We start from the raw sequence: 15810 nt of genomic DNA on the forward strand, positions 1-15810 counted from the left end.
TTTTATGATCAGTTATTTAGTCGCTTGCCGTAGCGCCCAAACGTGAGCCCCTTTTTGCTATGACCCACCAATTCCGCCACGATGTGCTCAGCCACATCGGCCTGTTGCAACTCATCGATAAAGGTATGCCGCAGCCCGTAAATGGTGGGGCGGCCTTTGCCGATGATACCTGCATCATTGAGATGACGCTGAAAGCGACACACAAGGTTATGTGACCAATCGTCATCCTTGCCTGACGGTTTGTCATCGAACAGGAACGTCTGCCCTTGGTGGCGACGATGGGACACATAGTCCAGGAATTGGTGCGCAATCAGCGCATGGTGCAGTGGAATTGTGCGATAGGCGTTGCTGGTCTTGAGGGCTTGACCGACTTCACCGGCCTCCACCACCAGACACCAGATGCCGTCTACCTGTTTGATGTTTTGGGTTTTTAGCTGACAAGCCTCGGAGGGCCGCAGTCCGCCATACAGACACAGCAGCGGCACCCACCAATCCTGGATTTTCAGTCTTTTGCCCTTTTGAGCTTGTTTGCTGCGCAGGCTCGCAAACAGTTGGGCCAGTTGAGGGCGCTGCCAGCGGATGCGCTCCTCATCGGCTCGTCGCGTGACGGGTTTCTTACCGGCGGTGAGTCCGTCGAACGGGTTGCGCGCGCAATATTCTAAGGCCACACACCAGCGGAAGAACTGTTTGAGTGCGGCTAAGTAATCCCCTTTGGTTTTGAAACTGAGCTCAGATTTGCGCAATAGGGCATTACGGTACGTCTGTGCCAATGCGGGCGTCACCTCATCGATTTTGACGCCTTTGGCCCAGGTGACGAAGGCGTTGATCCGAAGTTGGAGCTGGCCCATCGACTTGTGCTGGATCCCCTCACTGGCTTTAGTCTCGATGAATCTCGCCAGTGCATGACTGAGCGTGATCCCACTGCTGGGGCAAGCTGAGGCATCAACAGAAGGTTCACGAGGTGTGGAAGGTGTTTGAGGAGGGATGAACCCCGCAGCCTTGAAAGCGTCAAGATCGGCGCGGATCCAGCGATAGAAACTGCGAGGGGAAGTATCAGCAGGGGTAGCTGCGATAAGTGCGCGAGTACGAGCTGCCACAGCCAGGTTTCGGTCTACAGCGAGCTGCCTATCTTTGGTGCAAAGGGAAGTACGGATAGCGAAGGGCAAGCCACGGTCACGTAATGACTTAGGCAGCGGGAGACGAGTGTAGTAGGTGCCGGAGGCATTTTTGCTCAGATACATGATTGTTCCACCCAGTTGATCCAGGAAAAAAATCACGTAAGTCTAGAAATGAAAAAACCCGTTGAAATTCAACGGGTTATATTTGGCGGTGAGGGAGGGATTCGAACCCTCGATACGTTGCCGTATACACACTTTCCAGGCGTGCTCCTTCAGCCACTCGGACACCTCACCAAATTTTTGCTCACTGCTTTATGTGCTTGAGCTGCACATTCGCTGGCGGGCCATGCCGCGGCGACGGGACGTAATGTAAGGGATACGATGGCTTTTGGTCAATGCAATTTTTTACTTTTTGCGTTCGTTTGCTCAATATCCGAACCAAGTGACCAAAAATATGCCGTTTCGTATCCCTTAAAATCAATTTACTGCCGCTTCGTGCAAATGTTCACCTTTGAGCGCTTCTTCCAGCGAGCCGTAAAACTCCAGCTTGCCGGGCTGCGGCCGCACCTTGGCGCGGGCCAGGGTCTTGAGCGGCTGGAACTGCAATTCGGCCACCCGCAACTCGACACCGGCTTTTGCCATCTGCTTGCCAAACTGCAGGAAGGCAGACAGACCACCCGCATCAAGGATGGAGACCGCCTCCATCTGCAATACCAGCACCTGGTGCCCTTTCACTTGTGCTTCCAGCTCGGCAAAGACCCGTTCGGCCGCAGCAAAGAAGAGCGGGCCGTTGATCTTGTAGAGCAGGCCGTTGTCCGGCACCTCATGGGCATAGCGCTTGTGCTCGGCCAAATCGTGCAGTTTGGTCATCTTGGCGATTTCGCGCATAAAGAGCAGGGACGCCAGGATCACCCCGAAGGTGATAGCGATAACCATGTCGAAGATGACGGTGAGTGACAGGCAGACCAGCAGCACCAGCACATCGGATTTGGGGGCACGACGGATCAGTTCCACCACCTTGTGCGCCTCGCTCATGTTCCAGGCCACGATCAGCAACAACGCTGCCATGGCTGAGAGCGGCAACCAGGAGAGCCAGGGCGCCAGCACCAGAATGGCGGCCAGCACCACCAGCGCATGGACGATCCCCGAGATGGGCGAAGTGGCCCCCGCACGGACGTTGGCGGCAGAGCGGGCGATGGCGGCGGTGGCAGTAATGCCGCCAAAGAAGGGGGCGAAGATGTTGCCAAGCCCCTGCCCCACCAGCTCGGCGTTGGAGCTGTGTTTGCGACCGGTCATGCCATCAAGCACCACGGCGCAGAGCAGCGACTCGATCGCCCCCAGCATCGCCATGGAGAAGGCGGCAGGCAGCAGCCGCTCAAGGGCGGCCAGATCCCACGCCACAGGGGCGCCATCCGGTCCGGGCAAGGCCCAGGGCATCACCAGGGTCGGCGCGATGGGCGGGATCCCCATCCCCTGGCTGCCATCGGCCAGGGTATAGCTGAACTTGCTGCCGATAGTGGCCACATCCACTCCAAAGTAATGGAGGCCAAAACCCAAGCCCACCCCGACCAGCACGGCAGGCAGGTGGCCGGGCACCGGCAGACGCAGCCGCGGCCAGAGCAGCAGCACGGCCAGCGTTGCGACCCCCACCAGGGTATCGCCCCACTGCCAGCTTGGCAGGGCGGCGGCCAGCGCCTCGACCTTGCCCAGATAGGTTTCCGGCATCTCGGGCACGCTCAGGCCAAAGAAGTCCTTGATCTGCAAGGTGGCGATCACGATGGCGATACCACCGGTAAAGCCCAGCGTCACTGACGGCGGAATGTACTCGATCAGGCGGCCAAGACGGGCCATCCCCATCGCCACCAGAAAGAGGCCTGAGATGAGCGTCGCCATCAACAGGCCACCGACCCCGAACTGCTGGGCGACCGGATAGAGGATCACCACAAAAGCAGCGGTCGGGCCGGAGATGGAGTAACGGGAGCCACCGGTCACGGCGATCACGATACCGGCGATGATGGCGGTATAGAGACCGTGTTGCGGCGGCACACCGCTGGCGATGGCCAGCGCCATGGCGAGCGGGATGGCGATGATGCCCACCGTCACACCGGCGATAAGATCACGGCCGAAGCGGGCCATGCTGTAGGGTTCATCAATACAGGACTGGCGTAAGGCTATGGCGAGCTTCACGCTATTTAAAGAGGCTTGCTTGTGCATGTATATCGTAATACCAGAAGAGGGAGATAAAGGCCGGAGAGATCCGGCGCCCGATCATCATCAAGGGCCGGCAGGGCTGTCGACACGGCGATGGTATCCTGCGTAACCTTACTCCAGATCGGCCATTTTTTCGATGGGCAGGATCAATGAAACGCGCACTCACCCCTTATTTGGCCTATTTGTCGCCAAATTGGCGATCTTTCCCGCTACGACGGCTCTTTTAACTGCAAAGATAACCATTTGAGCCTTTATTTATAACTGGCACGTTCGAGGCAACAAGTCGCATTTTCAGGCAAACGCCAATATGGCACAGCGGCGTGACACCGGTTGCCGTGAGGGATGACAAGAGACTGATTGTGCTGAAAATAAACCGTAAAGCGCAAGTTTTGGGCAAACAGTCTGAAAATAGGGTTTTCAACGAGATAGCAGGTTGACACCCGCCCCCTGGGTCATTAATATTCGCCCCGTCTCAACGAGACAGGCAATTCCTCCTTAGTTCAGTCGGTAGAACGGCGGACTGTTAATCCGTATGTCACTGGTTCAAGTCCAGTAGGAGGAGCCAATTCCCTCGTAGTTCAGTCGGTAGAACGGCGGACTGTTAATCCGTATGTCACAGGTTCAAGTCCTGTCGAGGGAGCCATCTTCTAAAGCCCAGCCTTTTGGCTGGGCTTTTTCACATCTGTCACTTTCTCGTTACCAGCCGATTAAGCCCAGGCCAACACGGTTCGCTCACTCCTTGCACAATGAGAATGACTCCCGGCGCAGCAGGGCTTCCCACTGGTCAATGATGCCTTGATAGGTATCAGCGGCTTTGTAATGGGTTGCCGCATGCGCCCGAGCATTGCGCCCCAGTGTCGCGACCACATCGGGCATGGTATTTAACGTCCCCAATACCCGGGCAAGATCGTCCGGATCATCGGGCTGATACTTACAACACTCCACCCCATCGTGCAGGCGTTGATCCCACCAGGCGCCATCGGCGGGGATCACCACACACAATCCCGCTGCCATCGCCTCCAGAATCGAGAGTCCAAAAGGCTCTTGCTGGCTGGTCGATACAAAAATGCCGCACTCAGACCTGATCTCATCGAGGTTCACCGGATTTGCATGCCAGCGGGTGCTTGGAAGCTCAGGCGCAATGTGGCTGCAGGGTTGCAAACTGTTTTTCGGCTGCAGATAGCACACCACCAGCTCGGGGCGCTCGCCACGCATCTGTTGATGAGCGGCCAGCATGGTGTCCAATCCCTTCCAGCGCAGCAGTGAGGCTGCCCACAAGATATCGGTGCCACCGGCGGTAGCGGTCGGCCAGGACTGGGAGCTCAAGCCATTGGTAAATGATTGCCAATGGGGCGGGAAATGGGATTGACCGAGCCGGGTCAGGATCGTCGTCAACGAGGCGCGGCAACTGTCTAGGTAAAACACCGCGCGCGCGCGCCACAAGGCGCGAGCAGATAACCCCGAGCAGCCGACAGGACCATGAATAAATTGCACCACCGGGATCCCCAGTAACTGGCCAGCCCAGTAACAACAGAGATCGACCCCGGGGCCAGACGCTGCGACGAGGCAGCTGACGCCCCCCAAGCGCCACACTTGCCACAGGATCAACAAGGTCTGCCACCCTTGCTTGAGCAGATAGCGCCAACCAGACTCCCGCCCTCGCACGATGGCGGGGATCCACAACCGATGATGTGGGCAATGGGGCCAGGAGTCGGCATCTTCGGTCATCACATGACACGCCATCGCAGGCATCCGCTTGCTCAGCTCCGCAAGCACCACCTCGGTGGCCACCTTGGATCCCCCCCGAAACGCGATAGGATCCACAATCAGCACCTTCTCTGCGCCCATCTGGCTGCTCATCGCTGTTTATCTCCCATTAACTTACCGCCACGTCCGGCTATGAGGGTCGATAACCTGGCCAGCATGGCCTGCCCTTGCGCCGCGACTCGCTGCCACAGCCAACCGGCGATAACCCGGTAAGGTTGGCGTCCCTCCCCCGCCCATCGCCCCGCCAGCGCATCAGACCACACCTCGGTCACCTTGCTGACATAACGGGCCACGGTGAAATGCCGCGCCGCCCGTTGCTGCCCTGCTCGCCCCATCGCACACCTTATTTGCGGATTGCTCAAACGCTGCCAATGGCAAGCCATCTGACGCCAGTCTCCCGGCTCGGCCAGCAGCCCGCTCACCCCATCTTCGACCACCTCAGGGATACCGCCCACCCGATAGGCACTGACCGCAAGCCCCAGCATCCCGGCTTCCGCCAGAGTCAGACCAAACACCTCCTCGCGGGCACCGGATACCAGCACATCAACGCCACCGCGCAAGATGGCTGCGCTGTCAGCCCGCTCCCCCAAGAAGTGCACCCGCGCGGCGATGCCCAGTTCACTGGCCAAGCTGGCTAATGCCTGCTGCTCGGGGCCACTGCCGATCACCAGCAGTTGCGCCTCCTCGCCCAACCGGGTCAGTTCTGCAAGGGAACGGAGCAGCAGGTCCACCCCCTTGCGTTTGATCAGTGAACCGACGGTCGCGATGATCAACTCCCCCGGTGGCAAACCCAGCATACCCATGACAGGCCACTGGGGGCCCTCGTTCAGCCTGGCGGCATCCACACCGTTGGGTATCCTGATCAGCCGCTCTGTACCACAACCATCTTGCTGCCAACCGGTCAACACAGGTTCGCTCACCCCGATCAGCACGCTTGCCTGGTGCACCCTCAGGGTGAATCTGTCTCTGGGTTGATAACGGGCATGCAGATGGCACACCAGAGGAACCTGCACATCGCGACATACACCAGCCAGCCACTGGCAAGGGGCCGCGCTATTGGCATGTACCAGTGCAATCCGGTGTTGCTGGATCAAGCTGGCGGCACGCCGTTGCAAATGGCGATATGCCGCTACATCAAAGCGGGGGGCCTGCCAGCCGAGCAACAGAGAAAAAGGCTCGACCAGCGCCTTCACTCCCAGCAGCGCGACCTCATCTGCCAGCCGCTGGCTATTGCACCAGAGCAAGGGGGTAAAGCGGTCGCGATCAAGATGGGCCAGCAGATCCAGCAAGCAACGCTCGCTACCGCGGATCCAGTTCTCACCGTAGTGCACTAACAGGACCGGAATTGCGCTCATGATTGTGCTCCTGCATTGCGGGTTCTGACCGATCTGACGCCTCATCAGTGGCAACGCGGGCTTGCTGCACATACTTGATGGCCGCGACCGCCAGTGCCAACTCCAGATAGATGGGCCAGGTAAAACCCTGGGTTAAAAATGAGCCCGAGATGACAAACCCGACCATGCTGGCCATCACCCCTTGCATAGCGGTGATCACTGCAGGGGGCATGCCAACTAGCTGACACTGCCAGCAACGGCGTAACGTCAGCGCCACCATGCCGATAAACAGTGCCAGGCCCACGAACCCTGTCTCTGCCAGCACCCCGAACCAGGTCGAATGGACGGCATGATTAAGCCCGTCCCAATGGGGGCTGTAGAAGAAGTAGTTGTAGTAAAAATTGGATAACCCCACCCCCACCAGCGGATGGCCCAGCGCCATCCCCCACGCCGCTTGCCAGGCATAGATGCGGCCCATGGCCGAGGCATCGACCCCGCTCTCGGCGGCGCCGCCAGATGCCCGGTCGCTGATCCCGGCAGCCACAAACAACACGCCAAGTGCCAACCCGCCCGCCATCATCAGCACGGCTTTGGACTTCACCCGCTGCCAGGCAAACAGGCCACTGACCGCACAGACACCCAGCAAGCCACCCCGACTTTGAGTGGCAATAATGGCGGCGGCGGTCAAGGCAAAGCCGAGCCCCCCCAACAAGCGCCACCCGCCCCCATTGCCCTGATTGAGCAGCAAGCTAAGGGAAAAACCGGCAGGAAAGAGCAGTACTAATGCCAGATCGTTGGGATCCCCCAGCACAGAGCCCAGCTCGCGCCCTATGGTCACCCGGGTTTCCTCCACCAGCCCGATACCGCTCGCCTTGTTGTAGAGGGCCACCAGCGCCACCAGGCAGCCCGCCACCACAAAGGTCCGCACCGCCAAGGCAAAATCAGCGGGAGTGCGCACCAGCCAGGCGGTGGCGAGGGTCATCAGGTAGATCTTGCTGTAGCTGCCGGTCCAGGTGGCGATCGCCTCCCCCCGGTTGCTGGCAAACAGCACGCCGATGGAGACCATCAGGAAAAAGGCGCTCAGCCAGCTCAGAGCCGGGTGCCAGTAGGGCTTGATCCGGCCAGTCAGCAGGATGTGCCAAGCCAGGGCGCCAATGGCCGCCAGTGAGAACAGCAATGGGATTTTGAGGGGATAGAGCTGGGGAAACACCTCGTGCAAGCGGAAAAACGAGAAGGTGACAAAGCCCAATACCATCAGAAATGGCCAGCGCAGGGCAAACCAGATGGCGGGGATCGCCAGCCCAATCACCGGCAGCAGTAACGGATGGGGTAATCGCCACCACAGCAGGGCAACGACGAGGCAAATCGCCAATGCCCACAGGGCATGACTCAGGCGACCCATTGCCCACCCCACACCATGGCCAAGGCACAACCTGAGCTGGCCCAAAGGGGGGTCAACCGATAGGGCAACGGCAATAACCGTTGGCTCACCAGATAAAACGCCAGCGCCCGTACCAGATAGACCAGCAGCAAAGTCCAGATCACCCCATCCACCCCAAACCGGGGGATGGCAAGCAAAAAGCCAACGACCCCGAGCAAACTGCATCCCAGATTGATAACCATCTGCGCCTTGCTCTCTTCGCCGCTAAAACAGCCGACATTGAGCAGATCGGAGACGTTGCGCACCGCCATCCCCATTACCAACAGCGGGATATAGGCAATCGCCCCGTGATAGCTTTCCGGCGTGAGCAGCCGGATCAACAGGGGGGCGGTGAGCCCGACCACCCCGGCAGTGGCAAAGCCCAGCACCGAACCCAACACGCTGTAGTGGGCATTGAGGCGCAGACCATCGGGCTCTTGGAGCAGCATAAAACGACGGGGATACCACCACAGGGCAAAAGGTTGCAGCAACAGACCCACCGCCAGCGCCAGCTTGCCCGCCACCGCGTAATAGGCCAGCAGCGCCTCGCCCACCACATCGGCCAGCAGCAGACGATCAAGGCCACTTAAAGAGAACCCCGCCAGCCCGCTCACCACCAGCGGCAAACCATAGCGCAGCACCGGCCGATAATGCTGCCAATCAAAGCGGATCCCGCTATCACGCCATTGCCACAGGCTCAGCAGCAGAGCCAGGGCGATGCAGGTCAGGGTACCGGAGGCCAGCACCCCGCTCACCCCCCAGCCGAGCCAGAGCCACCAGCCGGTCAGCAGCGACTGGATCAGCGCCTTGCCTGCGGTCGCCACGAAAAAGAGCTTGGCCTGATTGCGCATCCGCAGCCACGCCAGCGGCACCCCGATCACCCCTTCAAATGGCAGGGCGCAGAGTACCCAGCGCACATCCGCAAGACGGGTTTCAACCGGCAGCCAGGCTTGCACCACAGGCGCCAGCACCCAGAGCAGCACCAGACTGGCCAGCGCAATGATCCAGACCAGACCGAACATCCGCGCGACCACCTGCTGGCGAGCCTGCTCATCGGTAGCCAGTCCGGCAAAGCGATAGAGCGCATCCACCAGCCCGAACCCGAGGATCAATGAGCCCAGATTAATCAAGGTCAGTAACACCTCCAGCTGACCATATTCACGAGGAACCAGCAGATGAGTCAGCACCGGCAGCATCAACAAAGAGATCCCCTTCATCAACAGCAAGCCCGCGGCATAATAGACAATGGCAATTTGGTTCACACCCAGTCTCATAAGGCCTCCCAGCCACCCTGGTGGCTTAGCCGCCGGGCATCATTGCTTATCTCACTGCTGCAATGATGCAAAGGGCACGCCAGTTAACCCGAATGAGACAGATCCCCGCCCCCTTGCCTCTGCGCCTCATTGCGCCTCAGTACGGCGCCTCAGTACGGCGCCTCAGTACGGCGCCTCAGTACGCTGCGACCAGCCAGCCCAGCCAGCTAGCCCACAATGAGACTGCATATTGGGTGAACGATTGCGTTTTGCACAACCACCGATGCAAATTGCACCCTGCTACGGGATCATCGCCAGCAATCCCTGTTTCACCGCCCCCCTTGACCACGAAAGGACGATGCGCGCGGTTGGCCCGATCCCTGCTAGTACCTCGCAGCACCAGATAAACAGGGAGATATCATCATGCACACCCTCAGTCTGTACCGGGTCAAAGCGTGGGCCAAACAAGGGGAAACCCCGCTGGCCCGCAGAGTGTGGCGACTCGCCAAAGGGGCTCGCAGCTGGTCTTTGCCACTGATCCCGCCACTTCATCGCCTGCTCTATCGCCTCTATCTGGTGAGTAGCCATGGCATCGCCACCCTGATGCGCACCCTCTGGTGGACTCCCCTGTTTCAATCTCGCCTGACAGCACCCGCCCCCCGCCTCTATCTCTATGGCGGCATCCCCTATATCAGCGGCCCCATCGCCATAGCAATAGGGGCCGATTGTCGCCTGAGCGCCGCCATGACCATTAGCGGCCGCACGGCGAGCAAGGCCCCAAGCCTGGTGATCGGCAATAATGTCGGGATTGGCTGGCAGACCACCCTGGCGGTGGGCAGCAAAATAGTGCTGGGAGATAACGTCAGGATTGCCGGGCGCGCCTTTTTGGCTGGCTATCCCGGCCATCCGCTGGATGCCCACGCCCGTGCCCGGGGACTACCGGATGCTGATGAACAGGTCGGCGAGATCGTGCTCGAACGGGATGTCTGGCTGGGCACCGGCGCCATGGTGATGGCCGGTGTCACTATCGGTGCGGGCACTGTGGTTGCCGCAGGCAGCATAGTCACCCGCAGTCTGCCTGCCGGGGTACTGGCGGGTGGCGTGCCTGCCCGGGTGATCCGGCAGTTGGGGAGTCAGGATGACAGGGAAACCCTGTGCAGCGATAGCGAGGAGAGCCCGCAATGACGCAGCATCATAGCAAACCGCAATTGGTGGTATTAGGGGAAGACTGGGGCCAACACCCCTCCAGTACCCAGCATCTGATCAAACGCCTGCTGCCCGATTATCAGGTACTGTGGGTCAACTCCATCGGGCTGCGCCGTCCTCGCTTTAACTTGCGTGACATCACCCGCATCGTGCGCAAGCTGGGCGCCGTGGTGCAGCGCGCCGCCCCCGCCAGTCAACTCGCCCCAAGCCAGAGCCAGAGCCAGAGCCAGGGCCAGCATCAGGTGCAAGCTCAACAGATGCCCGAGATACTGCCGCCGCTGGCGCTGCCACTGCCCGGCAGTCGGCTTGCAGGCAAGATCAATGGCCACTGGCTGGCCGCCCAGATCCGCCGGCGCTTACCCAAACTGGATCGTCCGCTGCTGTGGATCTCCTTGCCAAGCGCGGTGGATCTGATTGGCAAACTGGGTGAGCGGGCGGTGATCTACTACTGCGGTGATGATTTCTCTGCGCTGGCGGGGGTCGATCACCAAGCCATTGCCCGCTGTGAAGCCAGACTGGTGGCACAAGCCGATTTGATCCTGGTGGCCAGCCCGGCACTGGCCAGTCGCTTCCCCCCCCACAAAACCCGCCTGCTGAGCCACGGGGTGGATCTGGATCTGTTTATGCCGCCACAGCCTCGTCCGGCAGATCTCCCCAGCGGTCGGCCGATTGCCGGATTTTATGGCAGCCTGAGCGAATGGATCGATGTGCCGCTGCTGGCTGACACGGCCCGCGCCCTGCCCCACTGGGATCTGGTATTGATTGGCCCCAAGCAGACTGATCTCAGCGCGCTGGAGGGGATCCCCAACATCCATCTGCTGGGGCCCAGACCACACCATACCCTGGCGGCCTATGCCCAGCACTGGCAGGTCAGCCTGCTACCCTTTGTCGACAATGCGCAAATTCGTGCCTGTAACCCGCTGAAATTGCGCGAGTATCTGGCGGTCGGCCGCCCTATCGTCAGCACGGATTTCCCGGCACTGGCGGGTTACCGTGAACTGGTGCACCTGCCGCGAGCCGGTGACAATCTGGCCCACGCCATCAATCAGGCCGCCTGCGATGGCCCTCGCCAAAATTGGTTTCAAGCCAACGAATGGGAAGCCCTGACGGAGCAGGGCGGGCGTCAGGGTCGGCAACAGCGGGTCGCGGGCCAGAGCTGGGATGACAAGGCCGCTGATCTTAAATCCTGGTTGGCAGCGATCTACTGATGGGCCGCGCCACATTCGGGAGACGACATGGGCACAGGGGAAGCTTGGCCACCCTGCTCTGCGGCTGTTCGCTGCTCTATTGCGCATCATTGTTCAGCGCCACGCAGCTGCCTGCCCCCATCCCGCTACCCCTCACTGGCACCCTGACACCCCAGCGCCTCAATCTGACCCATGTGCCCTGGCCTGTGGGCAGCGACGATGAGCTGGTGATCGAGGGTCATAATCCGGGCACACAACCGCAAACGCTGATTTTACGGGTCGATGACAAAGCCTCGGTCAACTACCGCAGCCGGGTCAATCAGGAACGGATGGTCGCCCCGGGCCCCTTCACCCTGCGCTTTGCCTTAAGTGATTGGCGCACCAGCCAACCACGGCCACTGGCCCTTGATGAGATAACCAAGATCTACCTGTTTATGGCCGATAACGCGCCCCCACTGACCATTAAGCGCTGGTACTGGGAACCCGGCTTGACCCTGCCCGAGGGCTCTATTGCACTGGATCTGGGGGCGGCCGCAGCTCCCCGCTTTACCGGCTTTGAGGCCCTGAGCCCGGGGGATCCCCGATTGCTCGGCCACCCCACTCCGGTGTTGCGCCCCTCCGGCGATGCCCTTGTGCGCGATGGCCTGCGCAATCTCGACGGGGTGCGGCTGGACCTAGCCAAGGGGCGCTACCAGCTCACCCTCTGGCTCGATGACCCCGGCGAGTGGGAGTATCTGCCCCACCCCTTCGAGCGCAGCGTGCTGGTCAATGGCGAGCCCATCTGGGCCGAGCAGTGGCAACCGCAAGAATGGCTAACGCAGCGCTATCTGGCGGGGCAGTCCCGCGAGGCGCTGCCAAATCCGGATCCCTGGCGGCTGTTTGGGGCACGTCAGGGGGGGCCAGTTCATATCACCCTGAACCACCCCGGCGGCCCGCTCACCCTTACTCTGGTGGGCCACTCACCGGATGCAAAATACCTGGCTGGCCTGCTGCTTGCCCCCTACCCAGCCGACACTGGCAAGGCCGCTACCCCGAGTAGTGATAAAGGCCACGCTATGCAAGCCGAGGCTAACGCCCGGAGGCTGGCCGACGCGACCGCAATCGTGCTGACCAAGCAGCGCCAGCTGTTTTCGGAAAAGTGGACCCTGGCCCCCTATTCCCCAACGCCTGTTCCGGCGCAGCTCAGCCTCACGCCGATTGCGGATGCTGCCCCGACCCTGCAGATCGCCCCGGCGTCTGCGGCCGATGCGTTGCTGCACGCCTCCCAACCCGTGCTGGCCGCCCGTGGCAGCCAGCTGCTACTGGAGTTTGCTATCCACGCCGCCACCGACGACCCGGCCCCCTTGCTGGTGATCCAGCCCCCCGAGCGCGCTGGCTCGCCGCTGGCGCTGACCCCCTATTACGGTCAGTGGCATCTGGTTCGCCCGCAGGCGAGCGGCACCTTGCTGGCCCCCTCGGATCAGGAGTTGGTCGAAGGGATCGCCGGGCTCACCCTGCTGGCAGGCGTGCCTCGGCGTCTGGTGCTGCAAATCACAGTCCCCCGCGACGCTCCAGCGGGACGCTATCTGGGCAATATTCAGCTGCTCAGCCAGCAGCAACTGGTGCAGTTGCCGCTGACTATCGAGGTGTTGCCACTGACCCTGCCTGCGGCCAGCAAGCCGGTCGGCATCTATGTCGAAGCCCCCCCTTATCTGAATTGGCTGAGCCCCAACCCCGAGGCACTGCAACAGCAAATCGCCACAGCCAGTCGCTGCGATCTGCAGCGGCTCGCCAAGCTCGGGATCAGCGGTCTCTCGCCCGCCCTGCCACAAGATGAAGCCGGGATGCGGGAGATCATCGGAGAAGCGGCCGGACTCGGCTTTGTGCCGCCTCTGCTGGCCTATACCCCGCTCAAACGCTGGGGGGGCGACCCTGCCAGCCAGCTTGAACAGTGGCAGGCGCGGCAACAGGCGCTGACCGCCAGCGGCTTGCCCCCGCTGGCATGGAGCCTGTTTGATGAGCCGGATCTCGCCACCCTGCCCGCTATCACCACCCTGGCGCGGGAGATGAAACGGCGGGATCCGGCAGTGATCCGCGCGGGCCACTTCAACCACCCGGGTCAGGTTGGTCTGCTGGCAGAGGTGGAGATTGCCCTGATCAACGCAGGCTTTGGCGCCGACAAGGATGATGTGGCGCGGGTGCGCCAGCACAAGGTCACCCCCTGGTTTTACAATCTGGGCACCCCGAGAGCCGCCGGGTTTTACCTGTGGCAAAGCGGCGCCGAGGGCTATTTGCAGTGGCATGGCCGCATGCCCACCGCCCTACCCTATGACCCCACCGACGGGCGGGAGAGCGACTTTATGTTGCTCGGCCCGCAAGCCTGCGAGGCGCACCGCCTCTCCCACGATCTGTTGCTGCTGCAGCAAGCCATCGAGGATCTGCGCTGGCTCGCCTGGCTGGAGCAGGAGGCCCGCTATCAGGTAGAAGCCGCCCTGCTGCTGGAGCGCCTGCGGGATCAGCTGCCGACCCGCTGGCAAGTGGCAGAACAACTGCCTTCGGCCGCCTGGATCCAGTGGCGCCGCGAGATTGAACAACTGGCCAAGCGATTGAAAACATTGCAAACTGGTGCCAACTCCTCCTCCTGAAGTGACTGCGTATGGCCAACCAGACTCCCCGCTCCACCGCCAAAGGCAGCGCCCTGCCTCGGCTGTTACCCCTTTTGCTGCCACTGTTGATCCTCAGCGGTTGCGCCCGTCAGGAGCCGGTCAATGAGACCCTGCCGATCCTCAACCAGTTACGGGAACAACAGTTGACCGAACAGCCCCAGCTGCAACTGCAATACCAGCAAGCGGAGACGCAACTTGCGGCCGATCAGGAGCAGCTGCTGCATCAGTTTTTGGGACGCAAGGATCCGGCCCGGATTGCGCTGGTAAGCGGCCCCGGGCTGCAAACAGACATGCTGGAGAGTGCGCGGATGGCGAGCGTGCGGCTGACTGCCCTCACCCGCTTGCTGGGGTCTCGCGCCATTGAGCTGGAGCCCCGCTATGATCCCATGCTGGCCCCCAATACCTTGCTGATCCGCATTCTGCCAAACGGTGAACCGGGGTCTGTCACCCCAGCGGCGGCGCAATAAAGCCAAGGCAGGAGGTCGGCAAGGCCACCCGATAGAGAGGATAAGGGGCCAGCCCCCACAATTTGCGCCAGCCCTGAGTAAAGCGGTAAGAGAGCAGCGGCGGGCGCTGGTGCAGCTCGCCTAAAAACATCACCCCCTGACTCATCCCCACACCCGCCAGCGTCACTGACATCGCCTCGCTATCCGGTGCCACCAGCATCGCCTGCAACAGGCCATCACAGCGGGGATGGGCCAGCTGATAGCTGACATAGGTGCCGCCCAATACCGGCGTGGCCACCCGCAAGCGCCAACCCTGCTGGACCAGCTCCATCAACATCGGCTTTGCCCCCTCATTAACTGCCCGGTTCTGATAACGCCAGCCCATAGCGGCAGCACTGAGCAGCGCCACCAGCAACAGCAGCAGATATCCCCTAGAGAGTTGCATCATGGCGCCCCCTGACGAAAAGAAGCGTCATCACCAGCAGCATGATGGCCCACTGGTAGAGCTGGGCCCAACTGCCTGTGTGCAGCCAGCCATACCAGCGCAGATCCAGGCTCATCAGCACCAGCCGCAACTGATTGGCCCCGATATAGAGCAGGCAGACCAGCAGCAACATGGGCCACTGCCGGTAGAGGGGGCGCTCCGGCGCCAGCCAGCAACAAGAGACCAGCCAGGAGAGCACCACCAGATAGAGTTGGGAGAAGGAGGAGCACCCCTTGAGCACGATCAGCGCATGGCCCCCCAACCGCTCGATGCGATTGCCATCCAGCCGAATGTCCCAGCCCAGCAGTTGCAACCACTGGCCCACCCCCCAGGCATCGAGCGACAACACAGGGCCAGAGAGCAACGCAAACACCTGCTGCCCCCACAACACCGCCACGGTAAAGGCGAGCACAATCTGCAACACCGCCCGCTCATCACTACCCTGGCCACGGCGCCACAGCGAGGCCACCAGCAGCAGACAGGCCAACGCCTTGCAGCTGGCGCTAGGGATCAGGATCAGCAGGATAAACAGGGCGATCGCCAGCGGATGCGGGCGCCAGCTTGGCGCAACCCGCGATGCAATTTGCCACCAGATAGCAATCAGCAACACCACCAGCAGGTTGAAGTGGCCCATATTGAGCCACACCATGCCCCACTGATTGGCCAAACCAAGCAGCAGCCAGTTGGGTGCCCACTGCCAAGGACGGATCTCCATCGCAACTCCTGCCGGTTATCAGCT

At 61.2% G+C, this 15810-nt stretch carries 12 protein-coding genes and 3 tRNA genes; 6 read left to right on the forward strand and 9 right to left on the reverse strand.

Going from position 1 to position 15810, the window contains the following annotated elements; translation table 11 throughout:
* Window positions 1–8: 8 nt before the first annotated feature.
* The 3 genes from BN1135_RS10170 to dauA form a co-directional block, all read right to left on the reverse strand.
* Window positions 9–1241, reverse strand: coding sequence for a tyrosine-type recombinase/integrase (locus BN1135_RS10170; protein ID WP_042020798.1), 1233 nt, complete (start codon window positions 1239–1241; stop codon window positions 9–11).
* Window positions 1242–1324: 83 nt separating this feature from the next.
* A tRNA-Ser gene (locus BN1135_RS10175) sits at window positions 1325–1412 on the reverse strand.
* Between the two features lie 183 nt (window positions 1413–1595).
* A complete protein-coding gene (gene dauA, locus BN1135_RS10180; RefSeq protein WP_042020800.1) occupies window positions 1596–3332 on the reverse strand; it encodes a C4-dicarboxylic acid transporter DauA in 1737 nt (578 codons plus the stop codon).
* A 486-nt stretch (window positions 3333–3818) separates the two neighbouring features.
* Between dauA and BN1135_RS10185 the strand changes: the two genes are divergently transcribed.
* Window positions 3819–3894, forward strand: a tRNA-Asn gene (locus tag BN1135_RS10185).
* Window positions 3895–3896: 2 nt separating this feature from the next.
* Window positions 3897–3972, forward strand: a tRNA-Asn gene (locus BN1135_RS10190).
* Between the two features lie 89 nt (window positions 3973–4061).
* Here the strand turns inward: BN1135_RS10190 and BN1135_RS10195 are convergent.
* The 4 genes from BN1135_RS10195 to BN1135_RS10210 are packed head-to-tail and all read right to left on the reverse strand — an operon-like array spanning window position 4062 to window position 9124.
* A complete protein-coding gene (locus tag BN1135_RS10195) occupies window positions 4062–5189 on the reverse strand; it encodes a glycosyltransferase family 4 protein (protein WP_052443825.1) in 1128 nt (375 codons plus the stop codon).
* Window positions 5186–6451, reverse strand: coding sequence for a glycosyltransferase family 4 protein (locus tag BN1135_RS10200; protein WP_042020801.1), 1266 nt, complete (start codon window positions 6449–6451; stop codon window positions 5186–5188). Before BN1135_RS10200 ends, BN1135_RS10195 begins: the two co-directional genes overlap by 4 nt.
* A complete protein-coding gene (locus BN1135_RS10205) occupies window positions 6414–7832 on the reverse strand; it encodes an O-antigen ligase family protein (RefSeq protein WP_042020803.1) in 1419 nt (472 codons plus the stop codon). The genes BN1135_RS10200 and BN1135_RS10205 overlap by 38 nt, the downstream gene beginning before the upstream one ends.
* Window positions 7820–9124, reverse strand: coding sequence for a lipopolysaccharide biosynthesis protein (locus BN1135_RS10210; RefSeq protein ID WP_042020805.1), 1305 nt, complete (start codon window positions 9122–9124; stop codon window positions 7820–7822). Before BN1135_RS10210 ends, BN1135_RS10205 begins: the two co-directional genes overlap by 13 nt.
* A gap of 402 nt (window positions 9125–9526) precedes the next feature.
* On the opposite strand from BN1135_RS10210, the gene BN1135_RS10215 reads away from it, so the two are divergent.
* The 4 genes from BN1135_RS10215 to BN1135_RS10230 all read left to right on the forward strand — a co-directional run bounded on the left by BN1135_RS10215 (window position 9527) and on the right by BN1135_RS10230 (window position 14608).
* Complete coding sequence (locus BN1135_RS10215; protein ID WP_042020807.1) at window positions 9527–10288, forward strand: acyltransferase; 762 nt, start codon at window positions 9527–9529, stop codon at window positions 10286–10288.
* Entirely contained in the window at window positions 10285–11517 is a 1233-nt protein-coding gene (locus BN1135_RS10220; RefSeq protein ID WP_042020809.1) for a glycosyltransferase, read from the forward strand. The genes BN1135_RS10215 and BN1135_RS10220 overlap by 4 nt, the downstream gene beginning before the upstream one ends.
* 71 nt (window positions 11518–11588) lie before the next feature.
* On the forward strand, window positions 11589–14120 hold the full coding sequence (locus tag BN1135_RS10225) for a hypothetical protein (protein ID WP_396027169.1): 2532 nt from the start codon (window positions 11589–11591) through the stop codon (window positions 14118–14120).
* A gap of 11 nt (window positions 14121–14131) precedes the next feature.
* The gene (locus BN1135_RS10230; RefSeq protein WP_042020812.1) at window positions 14132–14608 is read left to right on the forward strand and encodes a hypothetical protein; all 477 of its coding nucleotides are present in this window, start codon (window positions 14132–14134) and stop codon (window positions 14606–14608) included.
* On the opposite strand, the gene BN1135_RS10235 is transcribed toward BN1135_RS10230, so the two are convergent.
* Window positions 14586–15035 (reverse strand): hypothetical protein, encoded by a 450-nt coding sequence (locus tag BN1135_RS10235; protein ID WP_396027168.1) that lies wholly within the window; start codon window positions 15033–15035, stop codon window positions 14586–14588. The two genes, BN1135_RS10230 and BN1135_RS10235, sit on opposite strands and share 23 nt — an antisense overlap.
* A complete protein-coding gene (locus BN1135_RS10240) occupies window positions 15019–15786 on the reverse strand; it encodes a hypothetical protein (protein WP_042020813.1) in 768 nt (255 codons plus the stop codon). Before BN1135_RS10240 ends, BN1135_RS10235 begins: the two co-directional genes overlap by 17 nt.
* Window positions 15787–15810: the final 24 nt, after the last annotated feature.

It is taken from the genome of Aeromonas sobria (assembly GCF_000820145.1).
GTDB lineage: Bacteria > Pseudomonadota > Gammaproteobacteria > Enterobacterales > Aeromonadaceae > Aeromonas > Aeromonas sobria.